The organism is Kocuria rosea, from assembly GCF_006094695.1.
Lineage (GTDB): Bacteria > Actinomycetota > Actinomycetes > Actinomycetales > Micrococcaceae > Kocuria > Kocuria rosea.
Window position 1 is genome coordinate 137961 of sequence record NZ_CP035103.1, and the last position, 18523, is coordinate 156483.

At 73.1% G+C, this 18523-nt stretch carries 16 protein-coding genes; 11 read left to right on the forward strand and 5 right to left on the reverse strand.

All coding sequences use genetic code 11. The features are described 5' to 3' along the window. Positions 1 to 9: 9 nt before the first annotated feature. Both EQG70_RS00630 and EQG70_RS00635 read right to left on the reverse strand, forming a co-directional pair. Positions 10 to 1551, reverse strand: coding sequence for a sensor histidine kinase (locus EQG70_RS00630; RefSeq protein ID WP_109243575.1), 1542 nt, complete (start codon positions 1549 to 1551; stop codon positions 10 to 12). Then, positions 1551 to 2300, reverse strand: coding sequence for a response regulator transcription factor (locus tag EQG70_RS00635; protein WP_109269033.1), 750 nt, complete (start codon positions 2298 to 2300; stop codon positions 1551 to 1553). The genes EQG70_RS00630 and EQG70_RS00635 overlap by 1 nt, the downstream gene beginning before the upstream one ends. Positions 2301 to 2504: 204 nt before the next feature. Between EQG70_RS00635 and EQG70_RS00640 the strand changes: the two genes are divergently transcribed. Both EQG70_RS00640 and EQG70_RS00645 read left to right on the forward strand, forming a co-directional pair. Further along, complete coding sequence (locus EQG70_RS00640; protein ID WP_095649963.1) at positions 2505 to 2927, forward strand: hypothetical protein; 423 nt, start codon at positions 2505 to 2507, stop codon at positions 2925 to 2927. Positions 2928 to 3110: 183 nt separating this feature from the next. Continuing rightward, positions 3111 to 4463, forward strand: coding sequence for a heparan-alpha-glucosaminide N-acetyltransferase domain-containing protein (locus EQG70_RS00645; RefSeq protein WP_244296615.1), 1353 nt, complete (start codon positions 3111 to 3113; stop codon positions 4461 to 4463). Positions 4464 to 4606: 143 nt separating this feature from the next. On the opposite strand, the gene EQG70_RS00650 is transcribed toward EQG70_RS00645, so the two are convergent. Together EQG70_RS00650 and EQG70_RS00655 are read right to left on the reverse strand one after the other, a co-directional pair. Continuing rightward, entirely contained in the window at positions 4607 to 5824 is a 1218-nt protein-coding gene (locus EQG70_RS00650; RefSeq protein WP_109269031.1) for an MFS transporter, read from the reverse strand. 155 nt (positions 5825 to 5979) lie between these two features. Further along, a complete protein-coding gene (locus EQG70_RS00655) occupies positions 5980 to 7158 on the reverse strand; it encodes an acyl-CoA dehydrogenase family protein (protein WP_109269030.1) in 1179 nt (392 codons plus the stop codon). Positions 7159 to 7347: 189 nt separating this feature from the next. On the opposite strand from EQG70_RS00655, the gene EQG70_RS00660 reads away from it, so the two are divergent. The 9 genes from EQG70_RS00660 (at position 7348) to EQG70_RS00695 (ending at position 17544) form a co-directional block, all read left to right on the forward strand. After that, positions 7348 to 8151, forward strand: a complete 804-nt coding sequence (locus EQG70_RS00660; RefSeq protein ID WP_095650652.1) for an enoyl-CoA hydratase/isomerase family protein — start codon at positions 7348 to 7350, stop codon at positions 8149 to 8151. A gap of 29 nt (positions 8152 to 8180) precedes the next feature. Then, positions 8181 to 9338 (forward strand): TAXI family TRAP transporter solute-binding subunit, encoded by a 1158-nt coding sequence (locus tag EQG70_RS00665; protein ID WP_031282157.1) that lies wholly within the window; start codon positions 8181 to 8183, stop codon positions 9336 to 9338. Continuing rightward, positions 9328 to 11340: a TRAP transporter permease gene (locus tag EQG70_RS00670; RefSeq protein ID WP_244296617.1), complete on the forward strand. Its 2013-nt coding sequence runs from the start codon at positions 9328 to 9330 to the stop codon at positions 11338 to 11340. Before EQG70_RS00665 ends, EQG70_RS00670 begins: the two co-directional genes overlap by 11 nt. A gap of 15 nt (positions 11341 to 11355) precedes the next feature. After that, positions 11356 to 12210 carry an enoyl-CoA hydratase/isomerase family protein gene (locus EQG70_RS00675; RefSeq protein WP_017831815.1) on the forward strand — a complete coding sequence of 285 codons (855 nt, stop codon included), beginning with the start codon at positions 11356 to 11358 and terminating at the stop codon, positions 12208 to 12210. A 74-nt stretch (positions 12211 to 12284) separates the two neighbouring features. Next, entirely contained in the window at positions 12285 to 13166 is an 882-nt protein-coding gene (locus EQG70_RS00680; protein ID WP_017831816.1) for a 3-hydroxyacyl-CoA dehydrogenase family protein, read from the forward strand. A gap of 34 nt (positions 13167 to 13200) precedes the next feature. After that, entirely contained in the window at positions 13201 to 14415 is a 1215-nt protein-coding gene (locus EQG70_RS18250; RefSeq protein ID WP_208746232.1) for a CaiB/BaiF CoA transferase family protein, read from the forward strand. After that, positions 14412 to 14858, forward strand: coding sequence for an acyl-CoA thioesterase (locus tag EQG70_RS18255; RefSeq protein ID WP_208746234.1), 447 nt, complete (start codon positions 14412 to 14414; stop codon positions 14856 to 14858). Before EQG70_RS18250 ends, EQG70_RS18255 begins: the two co-directional genes overlap by 4 nt. Next, positions 14855 to 16312 carry an MFS transporter gene (locus tag EQG70_RS00690; RefSeq protein ID WP_035924193.1) on the forward strand — a complete coding sequence of 486 codons (1458 nt, stop codon included), beginning with the start codon at positions 14855 to 14857 and terminating at the stop codon, positions 16310 to 16312. The genes EQG70_RS18255 and EQG70_RS00690 overlap by 4 nt, the downstream gene beginning before the upstream one ends. Then, complete coding sequence (locus EQG70_RS00695) at positions 16309 to 17544, forward strand: acyl-CoA dehydrogenase family protein (RefSeq protein WP_208746236.1); 1236 nt, start codon at positions 16309 to 16311, stop codon at positions 17542 to 17544. The genes EQG70_RS00690 and EQG70_RS00695 overlap by 4 nt, the downstream gene beginning before the upstream one ends. A 29-nt stretch (positions 17545 to 17573) precedes the next feature. On the opposite strand, the gene EQG70_RS00700 is transcribed toward EQG70_RS00695, so the two are convergent. Next, positions 17574 to 18503 carry a LysR substrate-binding domain-containing protein gene (locus EQG70_RS00700; RefSeq protein WP_109222145.1) on the reverse strand — a complete coding sequence of 310 codons (930 nt, stop codon included), beginning with the start codon at positions 18501 to 18503 and terminating at the stop codon, positions 17574 to 17576. Between the last annotated feature and the right edge of the window lie 20 nt (positions 18504 to 18523).

The window sequence follows — 18523 nt, forward strand, 5'->3', positions numbered from 1 at the left end:
GGCCGTCGGTCACCGGGGCGCGGCGGGCACCGCTGCGCCGGTGCCCAGCGGGAGCCGGACGGTGAAGAGCGTGCGGCCCGGGCGGGACTCCACGTCCACCGTGCCGCCGTGCGCCTGCACCACCGAGCGGACGATGGACAGGCCCAGGCCGGTGCTGCCCTCCCGGGTCTGCCGGGAGGTGTCCAGTCGGCTGAAGCGCTCGAAGAGCCTGGCCTGGAACTCCCGCGGGATGCCCGGGCCGGCGTCGAGCACGGAGGCCTCCGCCCAGCCGTCCCGGGTGGCCCGCACGGCGGCGGTCACCGCGGTGCCGGGCGGGGTGTGCTTGCGGGCGTTGGAGAGCAGGTTGGCCAGCACCTGGTGGAGCTGGGCGACGTCCGCCCGCACGGGCACCGGCTCCGCCGGCACGTCCAGGGCCCAGTCGTGGTCGGGGCCCGCGGCCGAGGCGTCGGTGAGGGCCTCGAGCACGAGCTCGCCGAGGTCGGCGTCCCGCAGCTCCGGGGGGCGGCCCTCGTCCAGGCGGGCGAGCAGCAGCAGGTCCTCGACCAGGGCGGTCATCCGCAGCGTCTGCTGCTCCACCCGGGCCAGCGAGGCGCGGCCGGTGCCGGTCAGCGGCTCGGTGAGCTGCAGCATGTCCGTGTAGCCGCGCACGGCCGCCAGGGGGGTGCGCAGCTCGTGGGAGGCGTCCGCCACGAACTCGCGCAGCCGGGTCTCGGAGTGCTGGCGCGCGGCCAGGGCCGAGTCCACGTTCTCGAGCAGGGAGTTCAGGGCGCGGCCCACCTCCCCGACCTCTGTCCCGGGACGAGCCAGCCCGGCGGGCACGTGCTGGTCGGCCAGGGAGACCTCGCCCGAGGCCAGCGGCAGGCGGGCGACGCGGGACGCCGCCGCCGAGACCTGTTCCAGCGGCCGCAGGGCACGGCGCACGACGACGGTCCCGGCCACCGCCGTGGTCACCAGCGCGAGCAGGCTGCCCGCGGTCATGGTGGTGACGAGCTCCGCCACGGTGTCGTCGACCGACGCGGTGGGCAGCCCGGTCACCAGCACCTGGCTGCCGCTGCGCCCGTCCCGGGCGACCGACTCGACCCGGTACTCGCCCACGGACAGGTCCACGTCGGAGAGCCGCCCCTGCTCCGTGCCCGTGGAGCGCCGAGGGTCCCCGAAGCCGCGCTCGTCCGGGCTCTCGGCCGCGAAGGCGCCCGCTTCCCGCAGGGCGGTGACGTCCTCCTCGGGCAGCGGCGCGGGCTCCCCGGACTCGGTGCGGTAGGACGCCGTGACCACCTCGTCCTCCCGCAGCACGGCCACCAGGACGCCCACCGGCTGGCCGGGGGCGTCGAGGGGGTCCCGCTCCGGGGCGGGGTCCCCCCGGGTGAAGGTCAGCGCCCGCCCGGTGGCCTGGCGCAGCGACCCGTCGAGCCGCTCGACGAGGTCCTGGCGGGTGAGCTCCACGATCGTGGCGCCCAGCACGAGGAGGACCACCGCCAGGAGGACGAGCACGCCGGCGATGAGCCGGGTGGCCAGGCGCAGGCGGCGCGGGGGGAGCGGGCCGTGCGGCATCAGGACGCGGGCTTGATGACGTACCCGGCGCCGCGCACGGTGTGGATCATGGGGGAGCGGCCCGCGTCGATCCGCTTGCGGAGGTAGGAGATGTAGAGCTCCACGATGTTGGCCTGGCCCGAGAAGTCGTAGTGCCACACGTTGTCCAGGATCTGGGCCTTGGACAGGACACGGCGCGGGTTCTCCATCAGGTAGCGCAGCAGCTCGAACTGCGTGGTGGTCAGCTCGACCGGCTCCCCGGCGCGGGTGACCTCGCGGCTGTCGATGTTGAGCACCAGGTCCCCGACCACCAGGGTGGCGCTGTCCTGGGCGGCGACCCCGGAGCGCTGCACGAGCCGGTGCAGCCGGATGAGCACCTCCTCGATCGAGAACGGCTTGGTCACGTAGTCGTCCCCGCCGGAGGCGAGCCCCTCGATCCGGTCCTGGACCGTGTCCTTGGCCGTGAGGAACAGCACCGGCACCGCGGGATAGGACTGGCGGATCCGGGCCAGGACCTTTAGCCCGTCCAGGCCGGGCAGCATCCGGTCCAGGACCAGCACGTCGGGGGCGAAGTCCCGCGCCTGCTGGACGGCGTCGAACCCCTCGTGGGAGATCCGGGCGTCCCACCCGCACATGCCCGTGCCCATGGCCACGAGATCGGCCAGCGCCGGCTCGTCGTCCACCACCAGCACCCGGATCGGCGAGCCGTCAGGGTGGGTCAGGCGAGGCAGGACCTCGGTGAGGACGGAGAAGCTGGAGGAGTAGGACATGGGTGCTCCCGGTGCCGGGCGGACGTGACACTGCCACTGTTGCGCACCAGATTAGGCGCACGTCCTGTGGAAGCTGTGCGCAGCCTGTGCCGTGCCACCGGGATTCTCAGACAGGCCGGGGCGGTCGGCACAGCTCCGGCACAGACTCCGGATGGACAGTGGAACCACTCGAGCCAGCCACCCACCGGACACCCAGGAGCGGACATGCGCACCATCACCATCACCGACGCCGTCGAGGCCGCCGCCCGCGCCCAGTACGAGCGGGCCGCCCACCCCGGAGCACCCCGGTGGGAGGACTGCGCCGAGTCCGACCGCGCCGTCTACCGCCACGCGGTGCGGCCCCACGTCGAAGCGGCCGCCCCGTTCATCGCCGCGCGGTCCCTGCAGGACGCGGCCACCGCCTTCGCCACCACCCGCCCCAGCGAGTCCGCCCGGCGCAGCCTCGAGTACCCGGTGGTGGAGCTGCGGGCCATGGCCTACCGGCACACGGCGGCCCAGCGCCCCGTCGGGGTGCCGTCGTCGTCGGCCCCGGTCGCGGCCCCGGTCACCGCTCCCGCTGCGGCGCCGCGCCGGGTGCGCGCCGTCCTCGGCGCACTCCGGTCGTCGAGGCGCCCCGAGGCCGTGTAGACCTCGGGAGGTCCTGCGGCCCGTCGCCCGCCGGACCGGTCGCGTGGCCCGCGTCACAGCAGAAGCACAGCATTCCGAAAAGCCCACCACATGTGCGCCAGCAAAGGTGGGGTGTGCACCGGTCCTCCGACCGGTCCGGCGGGCAGGGGGTCCGCCGTCCTGCCGCGCTGAGGGGCCGCTGCCATGACCGATTCCCGGGGCCGCCCGCCGAGGACCGTGCCGTGGGCGCCGGTCCCCGCGCGGCCGGCGAGCACTCCGCCCGCGGACGAGCCCTCCACCGACCGCGCGACGGCCGACCCGGCCACGAGCTCGACCGTGAGTTCCACCGCGAGCTCGACCGCCGGCACGGCCGCCGCACCCGCCAAGCGCCGCCTCGTCGGGGTGGACGCCGCCCGCGGCCTGGCCCTGATCGGGATGATCGCGATCCACATCCTGCCCTCGTGGGACCCGGAGACCTTCGAGCCCACCGCGCAGTGGACCGTCTTCGCCGGCCGCTCCGCGGCGCTGTTCGCCCTCCTGGCGGGCGTGGGCCTGGCCTTCAGCACCGGTGGCCGGACACCGCACACCGGCCGGGCGATGACCGCCGACCGGGCGGGGGTGGCCGTCCGCACGCTGCTGATCGCGGGCCTGGGGCTGGCGATCAACCACGTGCTGCCGGGGAGCACGATCGACGAGGTCCCGGCCGTCAACATCCTCGTCTACTACGGGGCCTTCTTCCTGCTGGCGATCCCGTTCCTGCGCCTGCCCGCCCGCGCCCTGTTCGTCTGGGCGGGGGTCTTCGCCCTGGCCGGTCCCGCGCTGGTGCACCTGCTGCGGGACGTCCTGCCGGTCGTGGAGCGCTACAACCCGGACTACCTCGATCTCGTCGGGGACCCCGGGGCCACCGCGGCCCGGCTGCTGCTGACCGGAACCTTCCCCGCCCTGCCGTACCTGGCCTATCTGCTGACCGGCCTGGCCATCGGCCGGCTCGACCTCGCCGGGATCCGGGTCCAGACCGGGCTGGTGCTGGGCGGGGCACTGCTGGCCGCCGGGGCCTCGCTGGCCTCCTGGGTGCTCGTCGACCGGGCCGGCGGCCTCGACCAGCTCGTGACCCGCACCCCCGGCTTCGACGAGGAGCTCGTCACCGAGGTCATCGTGTTCGGGCCCGACCCGACGCTGCCGACGACCACGTGGTGGTGGCTGGCGGTCGGCGGCCCGTACACCAACACCCCGCCGGCCCTGCTGCTGGGCCTGGGCTCCGCGGTGGCCGCCCTGGGCGTGTTCCTCCTGCTGGCCCGCCGCTGGGCCTCCTGGCTGCTGCCGCTGAGCGCGATGGGCGCGATGACCCTCACCGTGTACTCGGCGCACCTGCTCGCGCTGGCCGCCGAGGTGCACTACGACCAGCCGCTGTGGTTCTGGATCCACGTGGCCGTGGCGATGGCCTTCGCCCTCCTCTGGCGCCAGGCCATGGGGCAGGGCCCCCTCGAGCGGCTGGTGGCCGCCCTGGTGCGCGCCACCCGCCGGCGCGTGCTCGCCCGCGAGCAGCGCCCGGGCTGAGCACGCGGGCCGGGCAGCCCACGGCTGGGCGGTGCGGCTCGGGCAGCGCACGGCTGGGCAGCGCGGCTCGGGCAGCGCCCGAGCCGAGCACTGCGAATCGAGCCGCGCGGACCGAGCCCAGCGCTCCGCCCTGCGGGCGGGTGCTACCGGGTCTCGGCCGGCGCGTTGCGGCGCCGCAGCGCCGCGTAGCCCAGGATGAGCAGGCCGGCCGCTGCCAGGCCGACACCCACCCAGGCGGGGGAGCGGTACCCCCAGCCGGCGGAGATGACCACACCGCCGAGGAACGCGCCCACGGCGTTGGCCAGGTTGAACGCCGCGTGGTTCATCGCGGCGGTCAGGGACGGGGCGTCCTTGGCCTCGCGCAGCAGGCGCACCTGGAGCGAGGTCGTGAAGATCGAGCCCATGATGCCGATCCACAGCGCGCCCAGGACGGCCGCGACGGGGACGTGGACGAACAGCGCGAAGAACGCCAGGGCCACGCCGGACACGGCGCCGGCGCCGAGGGCGGTGCGCTCGATCGAGCGGTCGATGAGCGGGCCGGCCAGCAGCGAGCCCACGGTCATGCCCACGCCGAACACGGCCAGCACCCACGGCACGGTGCCGATGTCGAGGCCGGTGAGCTCGGTCAGGGTCGGGGAGATGTAGGTGTAGACCGCGAACATGCCGCCGAAGCCGATCGCCCCGGCGAGCAGCGTCAGGGCCACCTGGGGCCGGGCCAGGGCGCGGATCTCCTGGGCGGCCGAGGCCATGCCCTCGTTGCGGGTGCGCGGCACCCACAGGGCCAGGGCGGCGATGGTCAGGGCGCCCAGGAGCACCACCAGGAGATAGGCGGAGCGCCAGCCGAGGGCCCCGCCCAGGGCCGCGGCGAAGGGCACGCCCACGATGTTCGCGATGGTGAGCCCCAGCATCACCCGGGCCACGGCCGTGCCGCGCCGTTCGCGGGCCACCAGGGAGGAGGCCACCACCGCGGCGACCCCGAAGTAGGCGCCGTGGGGCAGGCCGGCGAGGAACCGGGCCACGTAGAGCCACTCGAGGGAGGGCGCGGCGGCGGAGAGCCCGTTGCCCACCACGAACGTGAGCATCAGCGCCAGCAGCAGGGTCTTGCGCTCCACCCGGGCGGCGAGGGACGTGATGAGCGGCGCCCCGACCACCACGCCCAGGGCGTAGAGGGAGATGGACTGGCCGACGGCGGGGATCGAGGCGCCGAAGTCCTCGGCGATGAACGGCAGGAGGCCCATCGAGGCGAACTCGGTGGTGCCGACTCCGAAGCCGCCCATCGCCAGGGCGAAGATGGCGAGGCGGGTGCCGGCGGGACCGGGGGCGTTGACCACCTGGAGCAGGGCGGTGCGGGGTGCGGACACGGCGGGTCCTTCCGGGGAGGGCGCAGGGACGGGGAACGAGCACGTCGTCGAGCCCGAAGGAAAGGGGAGGGGTGGCTTTCGATGCTACGCGCGTTCGCCCCGGTCTCCCATGCCTCCCGGTGTGATCTTCATCAGCCCGCCCGGCCGGCGCGTGCTCAGCGGAAGGCGGAGTGCCCGGTCAGCTGCTGGCCCAGGATGAGGGTGTGCACCTCGTCGGTGCCCTCGTAGGTGCGCACGGACTCCAGGTTGTTGGCGTGGCGCAGCGGCGAGTGCTCGAGGGTGACCCCGTTGCCGCCGAGCATCGTGCGCGCCTCCCGGCACACCTCGATCGCGATCCGGCAGTTGTTGAGCTTGCCCACCGAGATCATGTGGTTCTCCAGGCGGCCCTCGTCCTTGAGCCGCCCGATGCGCAGCGCCAGCAGCTGCCCCTTCTGGATCTCCAGGGCCATGTTCACCAGCTTCGCCTGCGAGAGCTGGTAGGCGGCGAGCGGCTTGTCGAACTGGATGCGCTGCTGGGAGTAGGCCAGTGCGGCGTCGAAGCTGTCGCGGGCCGCGCCCAGGGCGCCCCAGACGATCCCGTAGCGGGCCTCGTTGAGGCACGAGAACGGTCCCCGCAGACCGGGGTGGTGAGGCAGGATCGCGTCGGCGGGCAGCCGGACGTCCTCGAGGGCGATGTCGCACTGGATGGAGGCGCGCATGGACAGCTTCGGCTCGATCGGCGTGGCGGTGAACCCGGGGGTGTCCGTGGGCACGAGGAAGCCGCGGACGCGCTCCTGCCCGCTCTCGTCGACGGCCTTGGCCCAGATCACGGCCACGTGGGCGATCGAGGCGAGCCCGATCCAGCGCTTGGCGCCGTTGAGGACCCACTCGTCGCCCTCGCGCACCGCGGTGGTCGCCATGGTCGAGGGGTCCGAGCCGGCGGTGGGCTCGGTGAGGCCGAAGCACCCGATGATCTCGCCGGCGGCCATGCCGGGCAGCCAGCGCTGCTTCTGCTCCTCGGAGCCGTGCTTGGCGATCGCGGACATCGCCAGCGAGCCCTGCACGGAGACGAACGTGCGCAGCCCGGAGTCCCCGGCCTCGAGCTCCTGCATCGCGATGCCGTACTGCACCGCGGACTTCCCGGCGCACCCGTAGCCCTGGATGTGCATGCCGAGCAGTCCGAGCTGCGCCATCTCCGGGACGATCTCCTGCGGGAAGACGGCGTCGGCGAACCACCCGGCGATGTTCGGCCGGATCCGCCGGTCCACGAACTCGCGGACGGTGTCCCGGGTCTCGAGCTCCTCGGCGCTGAGGTCTGCTTCGACGTCGAGCAGGTCGGTCGCGGCGGCGTTCATGGGTCCTCCTGGGGATCGGGGTGCGGGGGTGCCTCTGACGAGGATGACGCATGCGTGACCTGGGCAACACACCTCGCTCGATATTTGAGTTTTAGGTATCACTGAACTGCACATTAGGTATTTGAGGTTTCACAGTGGGTCGTGGGAATGTGATCTGCACGACACCCATCCACCCCTCGGAGGACTCCTGTGACCCGATCGTCCCCCCGCGCCGTCGACGTCCCGCCCCGGGTGCGCATCGAGCGCACCGGTGCCGTGGCCGTGCTGACGCTCGACGACGAACGACGCCGCAACGTGCTCGGCCCCGAGCTGCGCACCCGGCTGCGGGCCGCCCTGGCGGAGCTCGCCGCGGACCCCGGGATCGGCGCCCTGGTGCTCACCGGCGCGGGAGGCTGCTTCAGCGGCGGCGGCGACCTCGCCTCCATGCCGCCCGCCGGTCCGGTCGAGTCCGCCGCCCGGATGGCCGAGGTGGCCGGGCTCGTGCAGGAGCTCGCGCAGCTGGAGAAGCCGGTCGTGGCCGCGGTGACCGGGCCCGCCGCCGGCGTGGCCGTCGGCCTGGTGTGCTGCTGCGACGTGGTGGTGGCCGGCGAGAGCGCCCGGTTCCTGTTTCCGTTCACCCGCCTGGGCCTGGCCCCGGACGGCGGGCTGGTGCACTCCCTGGTCCAGCGCACGGGTGCGGCCCGCGCCCGGCGGATCCTGCTGGAGGCCGCCCCGGTGGACGCCGCCACCGCCCTGGACGCGGGGCTGGCCGACCACGTGCTGCCGGACCCGGACGTGCTCGGCGCCGCGGTCGCCCGCGCCGCGGAGCTCGCCGGCCGGGCCCCGCTCGCCGTCGCCGCCGTGAAGCGGGGGATCCGCGAGGCCTCCGGCTCTCTCGGCGAGGCCCTGGACTTCGAGCGGGACCACCAGCCCGCGCTCTTCGGCACCGCCGACTTCCTGGAGGGCAAGCAGTCGTTCTTCGAGAAGCGGGTCCCCTCCTTCTCCGGGCGCTGAGCGCCCCCACCGCACGTCGAAAGGTCATCATGAGGACAACGAAGTCACGGCTCGCCGCTCTGGGCGCCGTCGCGGTGCTGGGTCTGACCGGCTGCGCGAGCGCCGAGGGGGACGAGCCGGTGGGCCCCAACGGCCTGCCGCAGCAGCTGGTGTGGTCCACCTACAACGTGGGCACCGGCACCTACAACGATCTCGCCGCCATCGCGAACACCCTCACCAACGAGGAGGGGGTGCAGGTGCGGCTGATGACGGCCGACACCGGCATCGGCCGGCTGGCGCCCCTCGTGAACGGCACCGTGGACTACTCGCGGGCCGGGGACGAGTACTACTACGCCTTCGAGGGCGACTACGAGTACGCCAGCGAGGAGTGGGGCCCCCAGGACATCCGCATGGTGTGGGCGCCGCTGGGCAACTACGGCCTGCTGGTGCGCGAGGACAGCGGCATCGACTCCTTCGCGGACCTCGAGGGCAAGCGGTTCCCCGAGCTGACCGCCAACACGTCCATCAACAACAAGATGGAGGGCTTCCTCAACTACGGCGGCCTGACCGGGGAGGACGTCCAGAAGGTCCCCATCTCCTACGGCGAGCAGATCGCCGGTCTCGAGGCGGGCCAGATCGACGCCCTGTACCAGAACGTGGTCGGCTCCAACATCGACGAGCTCGCGTCCTCCACGGACGTCAAGTGGCTGGGCTTCGACGACCCGGACCCGGCCCGCTACGAGACCTGGGAGGAGCTCATGCCCATGGTGTCGGTCGGCGAGGTCACGAACGCCGCCGGGATGGACGAGGGCGAGAGCGCCCGCGTCCTCGAGTACACGATCCCGCTGACCACGATGGGTTCCCGCGACGCGGACGAGGTCTACCACCTCGTGAAGTCGATGGTCGAGAACTACGAGCACTACGAGGGCACCACCCCGGACACGAAGCAGTTCGCCTTCGACGCCGTGCTCAAGGAGCCGCTGGTGGTCCCCTTCCACGAGGGCACCGTCCGCTACTTCGAGGAGCGCGGCGTGTGGACCGAGGAGCTGGAGCGGAAGAACGACGAGCTGATCGAGCGCGGCGAGCGGATGCGCGAGGCCTGGCCCGGCGTCGTCGAGTCCTCCTCCTCCGCGGAGGAGCTCGAGCAGAACTGGACGGACTGGAAGACCGACGAGCTGGACGGCGAGGAGACCGACGATGCGAACTGAGACCCGGGTGACACCGTTCTGGCGGACGGTGGTGATCGTGCTGACCGTCCTGGGCGTGCTGCTGGCCATGAACCAGGTCTTCTTCTGGAACGTGGGCGGGCTGTCCCTGCTGACCAACTCCTACCTGTACCTCATCCTGGCGGTGTTCCTGCCGGTCGTGTTCATCGTCAACCCCCTGCGCAGGATCCCGCTCGCCCAGCAGGTGGAGGCCCAGCAGGAGCACGGATCCGGCGGCAGCACCGCCCCGGTCCGCGAGCGCCGGGTCCAGTGGTTCGACGTCCTGCTCATGGTCGTCGCGGCGGCCGTGTGCGGCTACTTCGCGGTCAACGGGACGCGGATCAAGGACTTCGGCTGGGAGTACATGGCGCCCACCACCGCCACGGTCGCCGCGTTCGTGCTGTGGCTCGTGGTGCTCGAGGCCCTGCGCCGCACCGGCGGGCTGACGGTGACGGTCATCGCGCTGCTCTTCTCCCTGTACCCGCTGGTCGCCGAGAACCTGCCGATCGGCGTCCTGCAGGGCGTCACCTACGACCTGCCGACCCTGGCGCAGGTGCACATCATGGGCGCCGAGGGCGTGCTGGGCCTGCCCATCCAGACCGCGGCGACCATCCTGATCGGCTTCCTGGTCTTCGGGGTGGCCCTGCAGCACACCGGCGGCGCGGACTTCTTCCACAACCTCTCCATGTCGATCTTCGGCCGGTACCGCGGCGGCGCGGCGAAGGTGTCCGTGGCCAGCAGCGCCGCGATGGGCATGATGAGCGGCAGCGCCGTCTCCAACGTCCTGACCACCGGGCCCATGACCATCCCGGCCATGAAGCGCTCCGGGTTCAGCCCCACCTACGCGGGCGGCATCGAGGCCACGGCGTCCTCCGGCGGGTCCATCACCCCGCCGATCATGGGCACCGCGGCGTTCCTGATGGTCTCCTTCGTGGGCGTGCCCTACACGGAGATCCTGGTGGCCGCGACCATCCCGGCGGTCCTCTACTTCCTCGGCATCTACCTGCAGGTGGACGGCTACGCCGCCCGCAAGGGGCTCAAGGGCGTGCCCGTGGCCCAGCTGCCCCGGGCCCTCGCCACGCTCGTCCGGGGCTGGCCCTACGTCCTGGCCCTGGCCCTGCTGACCGGGCTGCTGTTCCTCACGAACTCCGAGACCCAGGTGCCGTACTGGGTGATCCTGGTGCTGCTGGTCGTGGCCGTGCTGCGCCCGGGCCAGAAGTTCGGGCTGCGGGAGTTCGCCGACTTCCTCGTGGAGTCCGGCCGGACGCTGGGCAACATCATCGGCATCATCGCCGGCGTGGGCCTGATCGTCGGCGGTCTCACCGCCACGGGCGTGAGCCTGTCCCTGGCCCGCGAGCTGGTCTCGCTGGTCGGCGACAACGTGGTCCTCATCCTCGTCGCCGGCGCCGTCACCTGCTTCATCCTCGGCATGGGCATGACGATCTCCGCGGCCTACGTGTTCCTGGCGATCGTCATGGTCCCGGCGGTCATCGACCTGGGCGTCAACCCGCTCGCGGCGCACCTGTTCGTCATCTACTGGGCGTCCGTCTCCTACATCACCCCGCCGGTGGGTCTCGCCGCCTTCGCCGCGGCGGGCCTGGCCAAGGCTCCCGCCATGGCCACCAGCGTGGCGGCCATGAAGCTCGGCGCGGTGAAGTACATCGTCCCGTTCGGCTTCGCCCTCAACCCCGCGCTGGTCGCCCAGGACTCGCCCGGCCGGATCCTGCTGGCCTTCGCCCTGAGCATCGTGGGCGTCTACGCCCTGGCCTCCGCCATCGAGGGCTGGACGGTCGGCTTCGACCGCCGGATGCCCGTCCTGTTCCGGGTCGCGGCCGCGGTCGGCGGGTTCCTGCTGTTCCTGCCCACGCCGCTCAGCGCCGTCGCCGGCCTGGTCCTCGTGGCCGGGAGCGTGCTGCTGACCTTCCTCACCGTGCGGACCGGACCCACGGACGACGACGACGCCGCTCCCGCCCCGGCCCCTGCGCCCGCCACCGCCACCGTCTGACCGGAAGGACCCGCCATGACCGACACCACCACGGACACCACCACGGACACCACCACCACGCCCGGCAACAGCACGAGCACCGCCCTCGACACCGGGACCGGCACCGTCACGGCCGAGCTCAGGGGCAGGGTCGCCGTCGTCACCGTGAACCGCCCCGAGGTGCGCAACGCCCTGAACGTCGGGGTGCTGGACGGGATCGAGGCGGCGCTCGACGCGCTGGAGCGGCGCGAGGACGCCGGCGCCGTCGTCTTCACCGGCGCGGGGGAGAAGGCCTTCGTGGCCGGGGCGGACATCTCCCAGCTGGTCGGCTACACGCTGCGGGACGGCCTGCGGGCCCGGATGCAGCGCCTCTGGGACCGGATCCAGGACCTCGAGCTGCCCACGATCGCCGCGGTCAACGGCTTCGCGCTGGGCGGGGGCAACGAGCTGGCGATGTCCTGCGACATCCGCGTGGCGGCCGCCGGCGCCCGGTTCGGACTGCCCGAGACCAACCTCGGCATCCTGCCCGGCGCCGGCGGCACCCAGCGGCTGTCCCGGCTCGTCGGGCTCGGCCGGGCCCAGGAGATGATCCTCACCGGCCGGATCATCGACGCGGAGGAGGCCCTGCGCATCGGCCTGGTGACCAGCGTGGTCCCGGCGGACGAGCTGATGGACGCGGCGCTCGCCACCGCGGACTCGATCCTCGCCAAGGGCCCCCTGGCGGTGCGGCTGGCCAAGCTCGTGGTGCGCAACGGCGCCGAGACGGACCAGCGCACCGGGCTGCTGCTCGAGCGGCTGGCCCAGTCCCTGCTCTACGCCTCCGACGAGAAGGCCGAGGGTGCGAGCGCCTTCCTGGAGAAGCGCCCAGCCCGCTTCCGCGACGACGACTGACCACCGGCCCCAGCCCCGGTCCCGAACCCTGTGGCCCCACCGACGGGTCCCACCACAACCTCCGAGGAGCAGACATGAACCCCCAGCCGAGCATCGACGCCGTCCGAGACGTCCTGGTCGTGGGATCCGGTGCCATGGGCACCCAGATCGGGGCGGTCTTCGCCCTCGCCGGCTACACCGTCACCACCAGCGACCTCGACCCCGCCGCCCTCGAACGGTCCCGGGACGAGGTGCACCGCCGCCTCGGCCGGCTCGCCGAGAAGGGCAGCCGGAGCCGGGCGGATGTCGACGCCGCCCTCGCCCGGATGGCGTACACCACCGACTCCCTCGAGGCGGCCCGCAGCACCGACTTCGTGCTCGAGGCCGCCGTGGAGCGCCTCGACATCAAGCGGCAGCTGTTCGCGGACCTGGACGAGGCCGCCCCCGAGCACGCGATCCTCGCGACCAACTCCTCGACCATCCCCTCGTCCCTGCTCACGGACGCGACCGGCCGCCCGGACCGGGTGTGCAACATGCACTTCTTCAACCCGGCGCTGGTCATGGCCTGCGTCGAGGTGGTGCGCAACCCGCAGACCTCCGACGCCACCGCGGAGACCACCACGGAGCTCGCCCGCCGGCTCGGCAAGCAGCCCGTGCGGCTCCACCACGAGGTCCCCGGCTTCGTGGCCAACCGCCTCCTCGGGGCCCTGCGGGACGAGGCGCTGCGCCTCGAGGCCGACGGCGTGGCGAGCTTCGAGGACATCGACGTGGCCGCGCGGACGGCCCTGGGCCACCCCATGGGGCCGTTCGAGCTCATGGACCTGGTCGGCATCGACGTGGCCTACCTGATCCGGCTGGCCCAGCACGAGCAGAGCGGGGACCCCGACGACCTCCCGCACCCCTCCGTGGAGAAGCTCTACGAGCAGGGCCGGTACGGCCGCAAGACCGGCCGCGGCTGGTACGAGTACGCCGGCTGAGCCCGGACGAGACGCGACGACGAAAAGAGAGAACATGAGCCAGTTCGAGGACGCCCACGCCCTGCAGGAGATCTTCGGCCGCCCCGGCACGGGCCCGCTCGCCGGGGTGGTGGTGGCGGATCTCAGCCGCGTGCTCGCCGGCCCCTACTGCACCATGCTGCTGGCGGACATGGGCGCGACCGTCATCAAGATCGAGAGCACCGCCGGGGACGACGCCCGCGCATGGGTCCCGCCCCACCGGGACGGCGAGAGCACGTTCTTCCTCTCGGTCAACCGCAACAAGCACTCCATCGCCCTGGACTTCTCGGACCCCGAGCAGCTCGCGGTCGTGGAGCGGATCATCGCCCGGGCGGACATCCTGGTGGAGAACTTCAAGCCCGGCGGCCTGGTGCGCTACGGCCTCGACTACGAGAGCGTCAGCGCCTGGCGCCCGGACCTCGTCTACGCCTCGATCACCGGCTTCGGCACCGCCGGCGGCGCCGACCTGCCCGGCTACGACCTCCTGGCCCAGGCCCTCTCCGGGATGATGAGCCTCACCGGCAGCCAGCACGGCGAGCCGTACCGGGCCGGCGTGGCCCTCTTCGACGTCATCACGGGCCTGCACGCCTCCACCGGCATCCTGGGCGCGTTCCACGAGCGGCAGTCCTCCGGGACGGGCCAGCACGTGGAGCTGAACCTGCTGAGCTCGGCGCTGTCCGGGCTGGTCAACCAGTCCGCCGCCTACGTGGCCGGCGGCAGCGTCCCCACCCGGATGGGCAACGAGCACCCGAGCCTCTACCCCTACGAGCCCTTCCCCACCCGGGACAAGGACATGGTCATCGCGGTGGGCAACAACGGGCAGTTCGCGCGGCTGTGCCGGTGCCTCGGCGCGCCCGAGCTCGCCGAGGACGAGCGGTTCGCCACGGTGTCCGCCCGCAACGCCAACCGGGTGGAGCTGCGCCGGCTGATGATCGAGCGGCTCGCCGCCCGGGACGCCGAGGACTGGTTCGAGCTGCTCAAGGCGGTCAAGGTGCCCTGCGCCCCGATCCTGGGGGTGGACGAGGGCGTCCGGTTCGCGGAGGGCCTCGGCCTGGACCCGGTGGTGCTGGCCGGGACGGGGGGCCGGGAGGTCCCCACGGTCCGCCACCCGGTCGACTTCAGCCGCACCCCGGTCGACTACACGCAGGCCCCGCCGCTGCTCGACGCGGACCGGGACCGAGTCCTGGCGTGGCTCGAGCGCGGCGAGCCCGCGGTCCGGCAGGCGTCGTGAGCGCCGTGCACACCACCGTGCTGCCCGTGCGCTGGTCCGACCAGGACCTGAACCGGCACGTCAACAACGCCCGCGTGGTCACCCTGATCGAGGAGGCGCGGCTCTCGGCGGTCGCCTCCTGGCTGGGGGAGGACGGCGTCCCGGACCCCGCCCGGCCGCGCGTGGTGGTCTCCCTGACGCTCGACTACCTGCGCTCCATCGACCACGGCCCCGAGCTCACGGCCCGCGCCTGGGTCTGCCGCCTCGGCCGGTCGTCCTACACGGTGGCCTACGAGCTGGTCCAGCACGGGCAGGTCGCGGTCCGCGCCCGGACGGTGCTCGTGCAGAAGGACCCGGCCACGGGCCGCTCCACCCCGCTGCCGGCGTCGGTGCGGGCCGCCCTGGAGGGCGTCGTCGTCCCGGAGCCGGAGCCGGAGCCGGACTCCGTGACCGTGCGTGCATGACCGCGTTCCGGAGGGGCCGGCCCGCCCTGCGGGCGCGGCGGATCGCCTATCCGGCGCTGCTGGCCACCACGGCGATGGGCACGATGTCCTCGAATGTGATCAACGCGCCGCTGTACGTCATCCAGACGGACCTCGGCATGACGGCCCAGCAGTCGGTGCTGGCCGTGAGCGCCTTCACGGTGGCCATGGCCACCGCCGTCCCGCTCGCCGGCTGGCTCGGCGACCGGCTCGGGGTCAAGACCTTCCTGATCTCGGCGCTGGGCGTCATGGTCCTCGCGGAGCTCACGGCGGCCGCGGCGGCGGGCATGGAGTCGCTCGTGCTCGCCCGGATGGTGCAGGGCGCGGCGTGCAGCGCGATCCCGCCCTGCGTGCAGGCGGCCCTGGTCACCACCTGGCCGGAGCGGACCGCGCAGACCATGGGCGCGTGGGCCTCCGCCATCGGCGTGGGCCAGGCTGTGGGCCCGCCCTTCGGCGGTGTCCTCACCGAGGCGCTGAGCTGGCGCTGGGTCTTCGTGGTGCACGCCGGGCTGGTGCTCGTGCTGATGGTCCTCCTGGTGGCGTTCATGCCCCGGATCGGGCGGCGGCGCCCGCCGATGCACGTGGCCGCGATGGTCTGGCTCGTCCTCGGCGGCGGCTCGACGGCCGCGGCCGTGGTGCTGGCCGGGCAGTCCGGCCCCTGGTCCTGGGCGGCGGCGAGCGCGGTCTGCGCGGTGCTCGGCTGGTGGCTGTTCGCCCACCTCTGCCGGCGCCGGGCCCGGCGGGCCGCGTCCGGGGCGACGTCCCCGCGGCCCCTGCTGGACCCGGCCCTGCTGCGGGACCCGGCCTACCTCACGGCAGCGGCCGGAGCGGGGCTGGCGATGGGGTCCATGGCGGTGGCCATCGTGGCCGTGCCCCTGTTCCTCGCCTCGGACCTGGACCTGGGCCCGGCCCGGATCGGCGCCGTGGTCTTCACCCTGGCGCTCGCCATGACGGCGGCGGGACCCGTCGCGGCGCGGGTGGGCCGCCGGCACGGCAGCGGCGTCCAGCTCGGCCGTGGGGTCCTGATCCTCGTGGTCGCCGCCCCGGTGGTCACGCTGGCCATGGTCTCGTCCGGTCTGGGAGTGGCCCACTGGGTGATCGTGTCCCTGGTGGTCCTGGGGCTCGTGCTCGCCGGGACCGGCATCGCCTTCGCCCAGAGCGCGGCGGCCACGGAGCTCCTGCTCTCGCCCGCCGGGGGCTCCGGGACCGCGATCGGCATCCACAACATGGTCCGCTTCCTCGCGATGGCCGTGGGCTACTCCGGGGTCTCCCTGGCGTGGGCCACCGGCGCCTCGCTCCTCGTCTTCCCCGCGGTCGCCCTGACCGCGCTGGGACTGCTCGCGATCCTGCGGGCCACCCGCCGGGAACGCCCGGCACCACCGACCACTCCGACCACCGCGGGTCCTGGGACCCGCCGACGAAAGGACCGACCATGACCACCATCTCCAGCGCCCCCTCGACCGAGGCCCCGGCCGCCGTCCGCGCGGGCGCCGCGACCTCCGACTACTTCCGGCTGGACGACGACCTGACGCCCGAGGAGATCGCGATCCGGGACCGGGTCCGCGAGTTCGCCCAGCAGCGCGTGCTGCCCGTGATCAACGACTACTGGGAGCGCGCCGAGTTCCCCTGGGAGCTGGTGCCCGGGCTGGCGGAGCTGGGCATCATCGGCACCACCATCCAGGGCTACGGCTGCCCGGGGATGTCCCGCAAGGCCGCCGGGATGGTGGCCCGGGAGATGGCGAGGGCCGACGGCAGCATCAACACGTTCCTGGGCGTGCACGGCAACCTGTGCATGGGGGCGCTGAACATGCTGGGGTCCGAGGAGCAGAAGCAGCGCTGGCTGCCGGCGATGGCGCGGCTGGAGAAGACCGGGGCCTTCGCCCTCACGGAGCCGGAGCACGGCTCGGACTCGGTGGCCCTGGAGACCTCCGCTCGCCGCGAGGGCGAGGAGTGGGTGATCGACGGGCACAAGCGCTGGATCGGCAACGGGGACGCGGCCGACGTCGTCGTCCTGTTCGCCCGCAACACCGAGGACGGGAAGGTCAACGCGTTCGTCGTGGAGAAGGACGACGACGGGAACCACCCGGCCGGGTACCGGCCCGAGGTGATCACCGGCAAGGTCGGCAAGCGCGCGATCCAGCAGGCCGACATCGTGCTCGAGGGCCTGCGGGTCCCGGCGGGCAATCGCCTCGAGAACTGCCGGTCCTTCAAGGACGTCTCCCGGGTGCTGCAGGCCACCCGCGGCGGCGCCGCGTGGGAGGCGGTCGGCCACGGCATGGCGGCCTTCGAGATCGCCGCCGACTACGCCGCGACACGGCAGCAGTTCGGCCGGGCCATCGGCGGCTACCAGCTGGTCCAGTCGCGGCTGGCCAACATGCTCAGCGAGCTCACCACCATGCAGCTGCTCTGCGACCGCATGGCCGAGCTCGCCGACCGCGGTCAGCTGTCCAACGCGCAGGCCTCGATGGTGAAGATGGCCACGGCGCAGAAGGGCAAGTGGATCTGCAACGAGGCCCGGGACCTCCTGGCCGGCAACGGGCTGCTGCTCGAGAACCACGTCGTCCGGCACATGACGGACATGGAGGTGGTCTCCACCTACGAGGGCACCGACTCCATCCAGGCGCTGCTCGTGGGCCGGGACATCACCGGCATCTCGGCCTTCAGCTGAGCATCCCCCCCTCGGCGAGGGGGCGGGGGTCACGGAGTGCCGGGCGCCGGGGCGGGCAGCGGGCCCCCGGGCGCGGGGAACACCGTCTCGGAGATCTCGATGACGGACTGCAGCGCCGGGTTGGCGTCCCCGCGGCGCCACAGGAGGCGGACCTCGACCGGCTTCTGCTCCTGCGTCAGCGGCTTGTAGACCACGCCCCGGGACGGCACGTTGTCCCGGACGCTGGAGAGGATGAGGGAGATGCCCATCCCGGCGCCCACGAGGACCACGAGCGTCCAGGAGTCCGGGGCCACCTGGACGATGCGCGGGACGAACCCCGCGTTCATCGCCAGGGTGTTGAGCCGGTTGGGCAGCGTGGCCCCCGCCCCGCCGGGCAGCACGATCCACGCCTCCCCGGCGAGGTCCTCGACGTCGACCGTCTCGCGGTCGGCCAGCGGGTGGCTCTCCGGGAGGGCGATGAGCAGCTCCTCGAGCGCGACCAGCCGGGAGCTGATCTCCGCGGGCAGGAAGTCCCACCGGCCGATCACGATGTCGAGGGAGTCGTCCAGGACCTTCTCCAGGCCCAGGTAGGAGAACTGCGAGCTGTAGAGCTCCAGGCTGATCCCGGGGCGACGGCGCCGGACCTGGCGCGCCAGTTCGCCCACCGCCTGGTTCACCGAGGCCCCGGCGAAGCCGAGCCGCACCCGCCCGGTCTCGCCCGCCTGGGACTTGCGGACCACGTCCTTCATGCGCTGCGCGAGCATCACCAGCTCCCGGGCCGGCTCGAGCAGGGCCTCGCCCTGCGGCGTCAGGGTCACGTGGCGGGTGTTGCGCTCGAACAGGGTGGCGCCCAGCTCGGACTCCAGCTGCCGGATCAGGCGGCTGAGGGGCGGCTGCGCCATGTGCAGGCGCTTTGCCGCGCGGCCGAAGTGCAGCTCCTCCGCGACGGCGAGGAACGCCAGGGCCTTGTGGACTTCCATCCGGCCAGACTAGGTCGTGC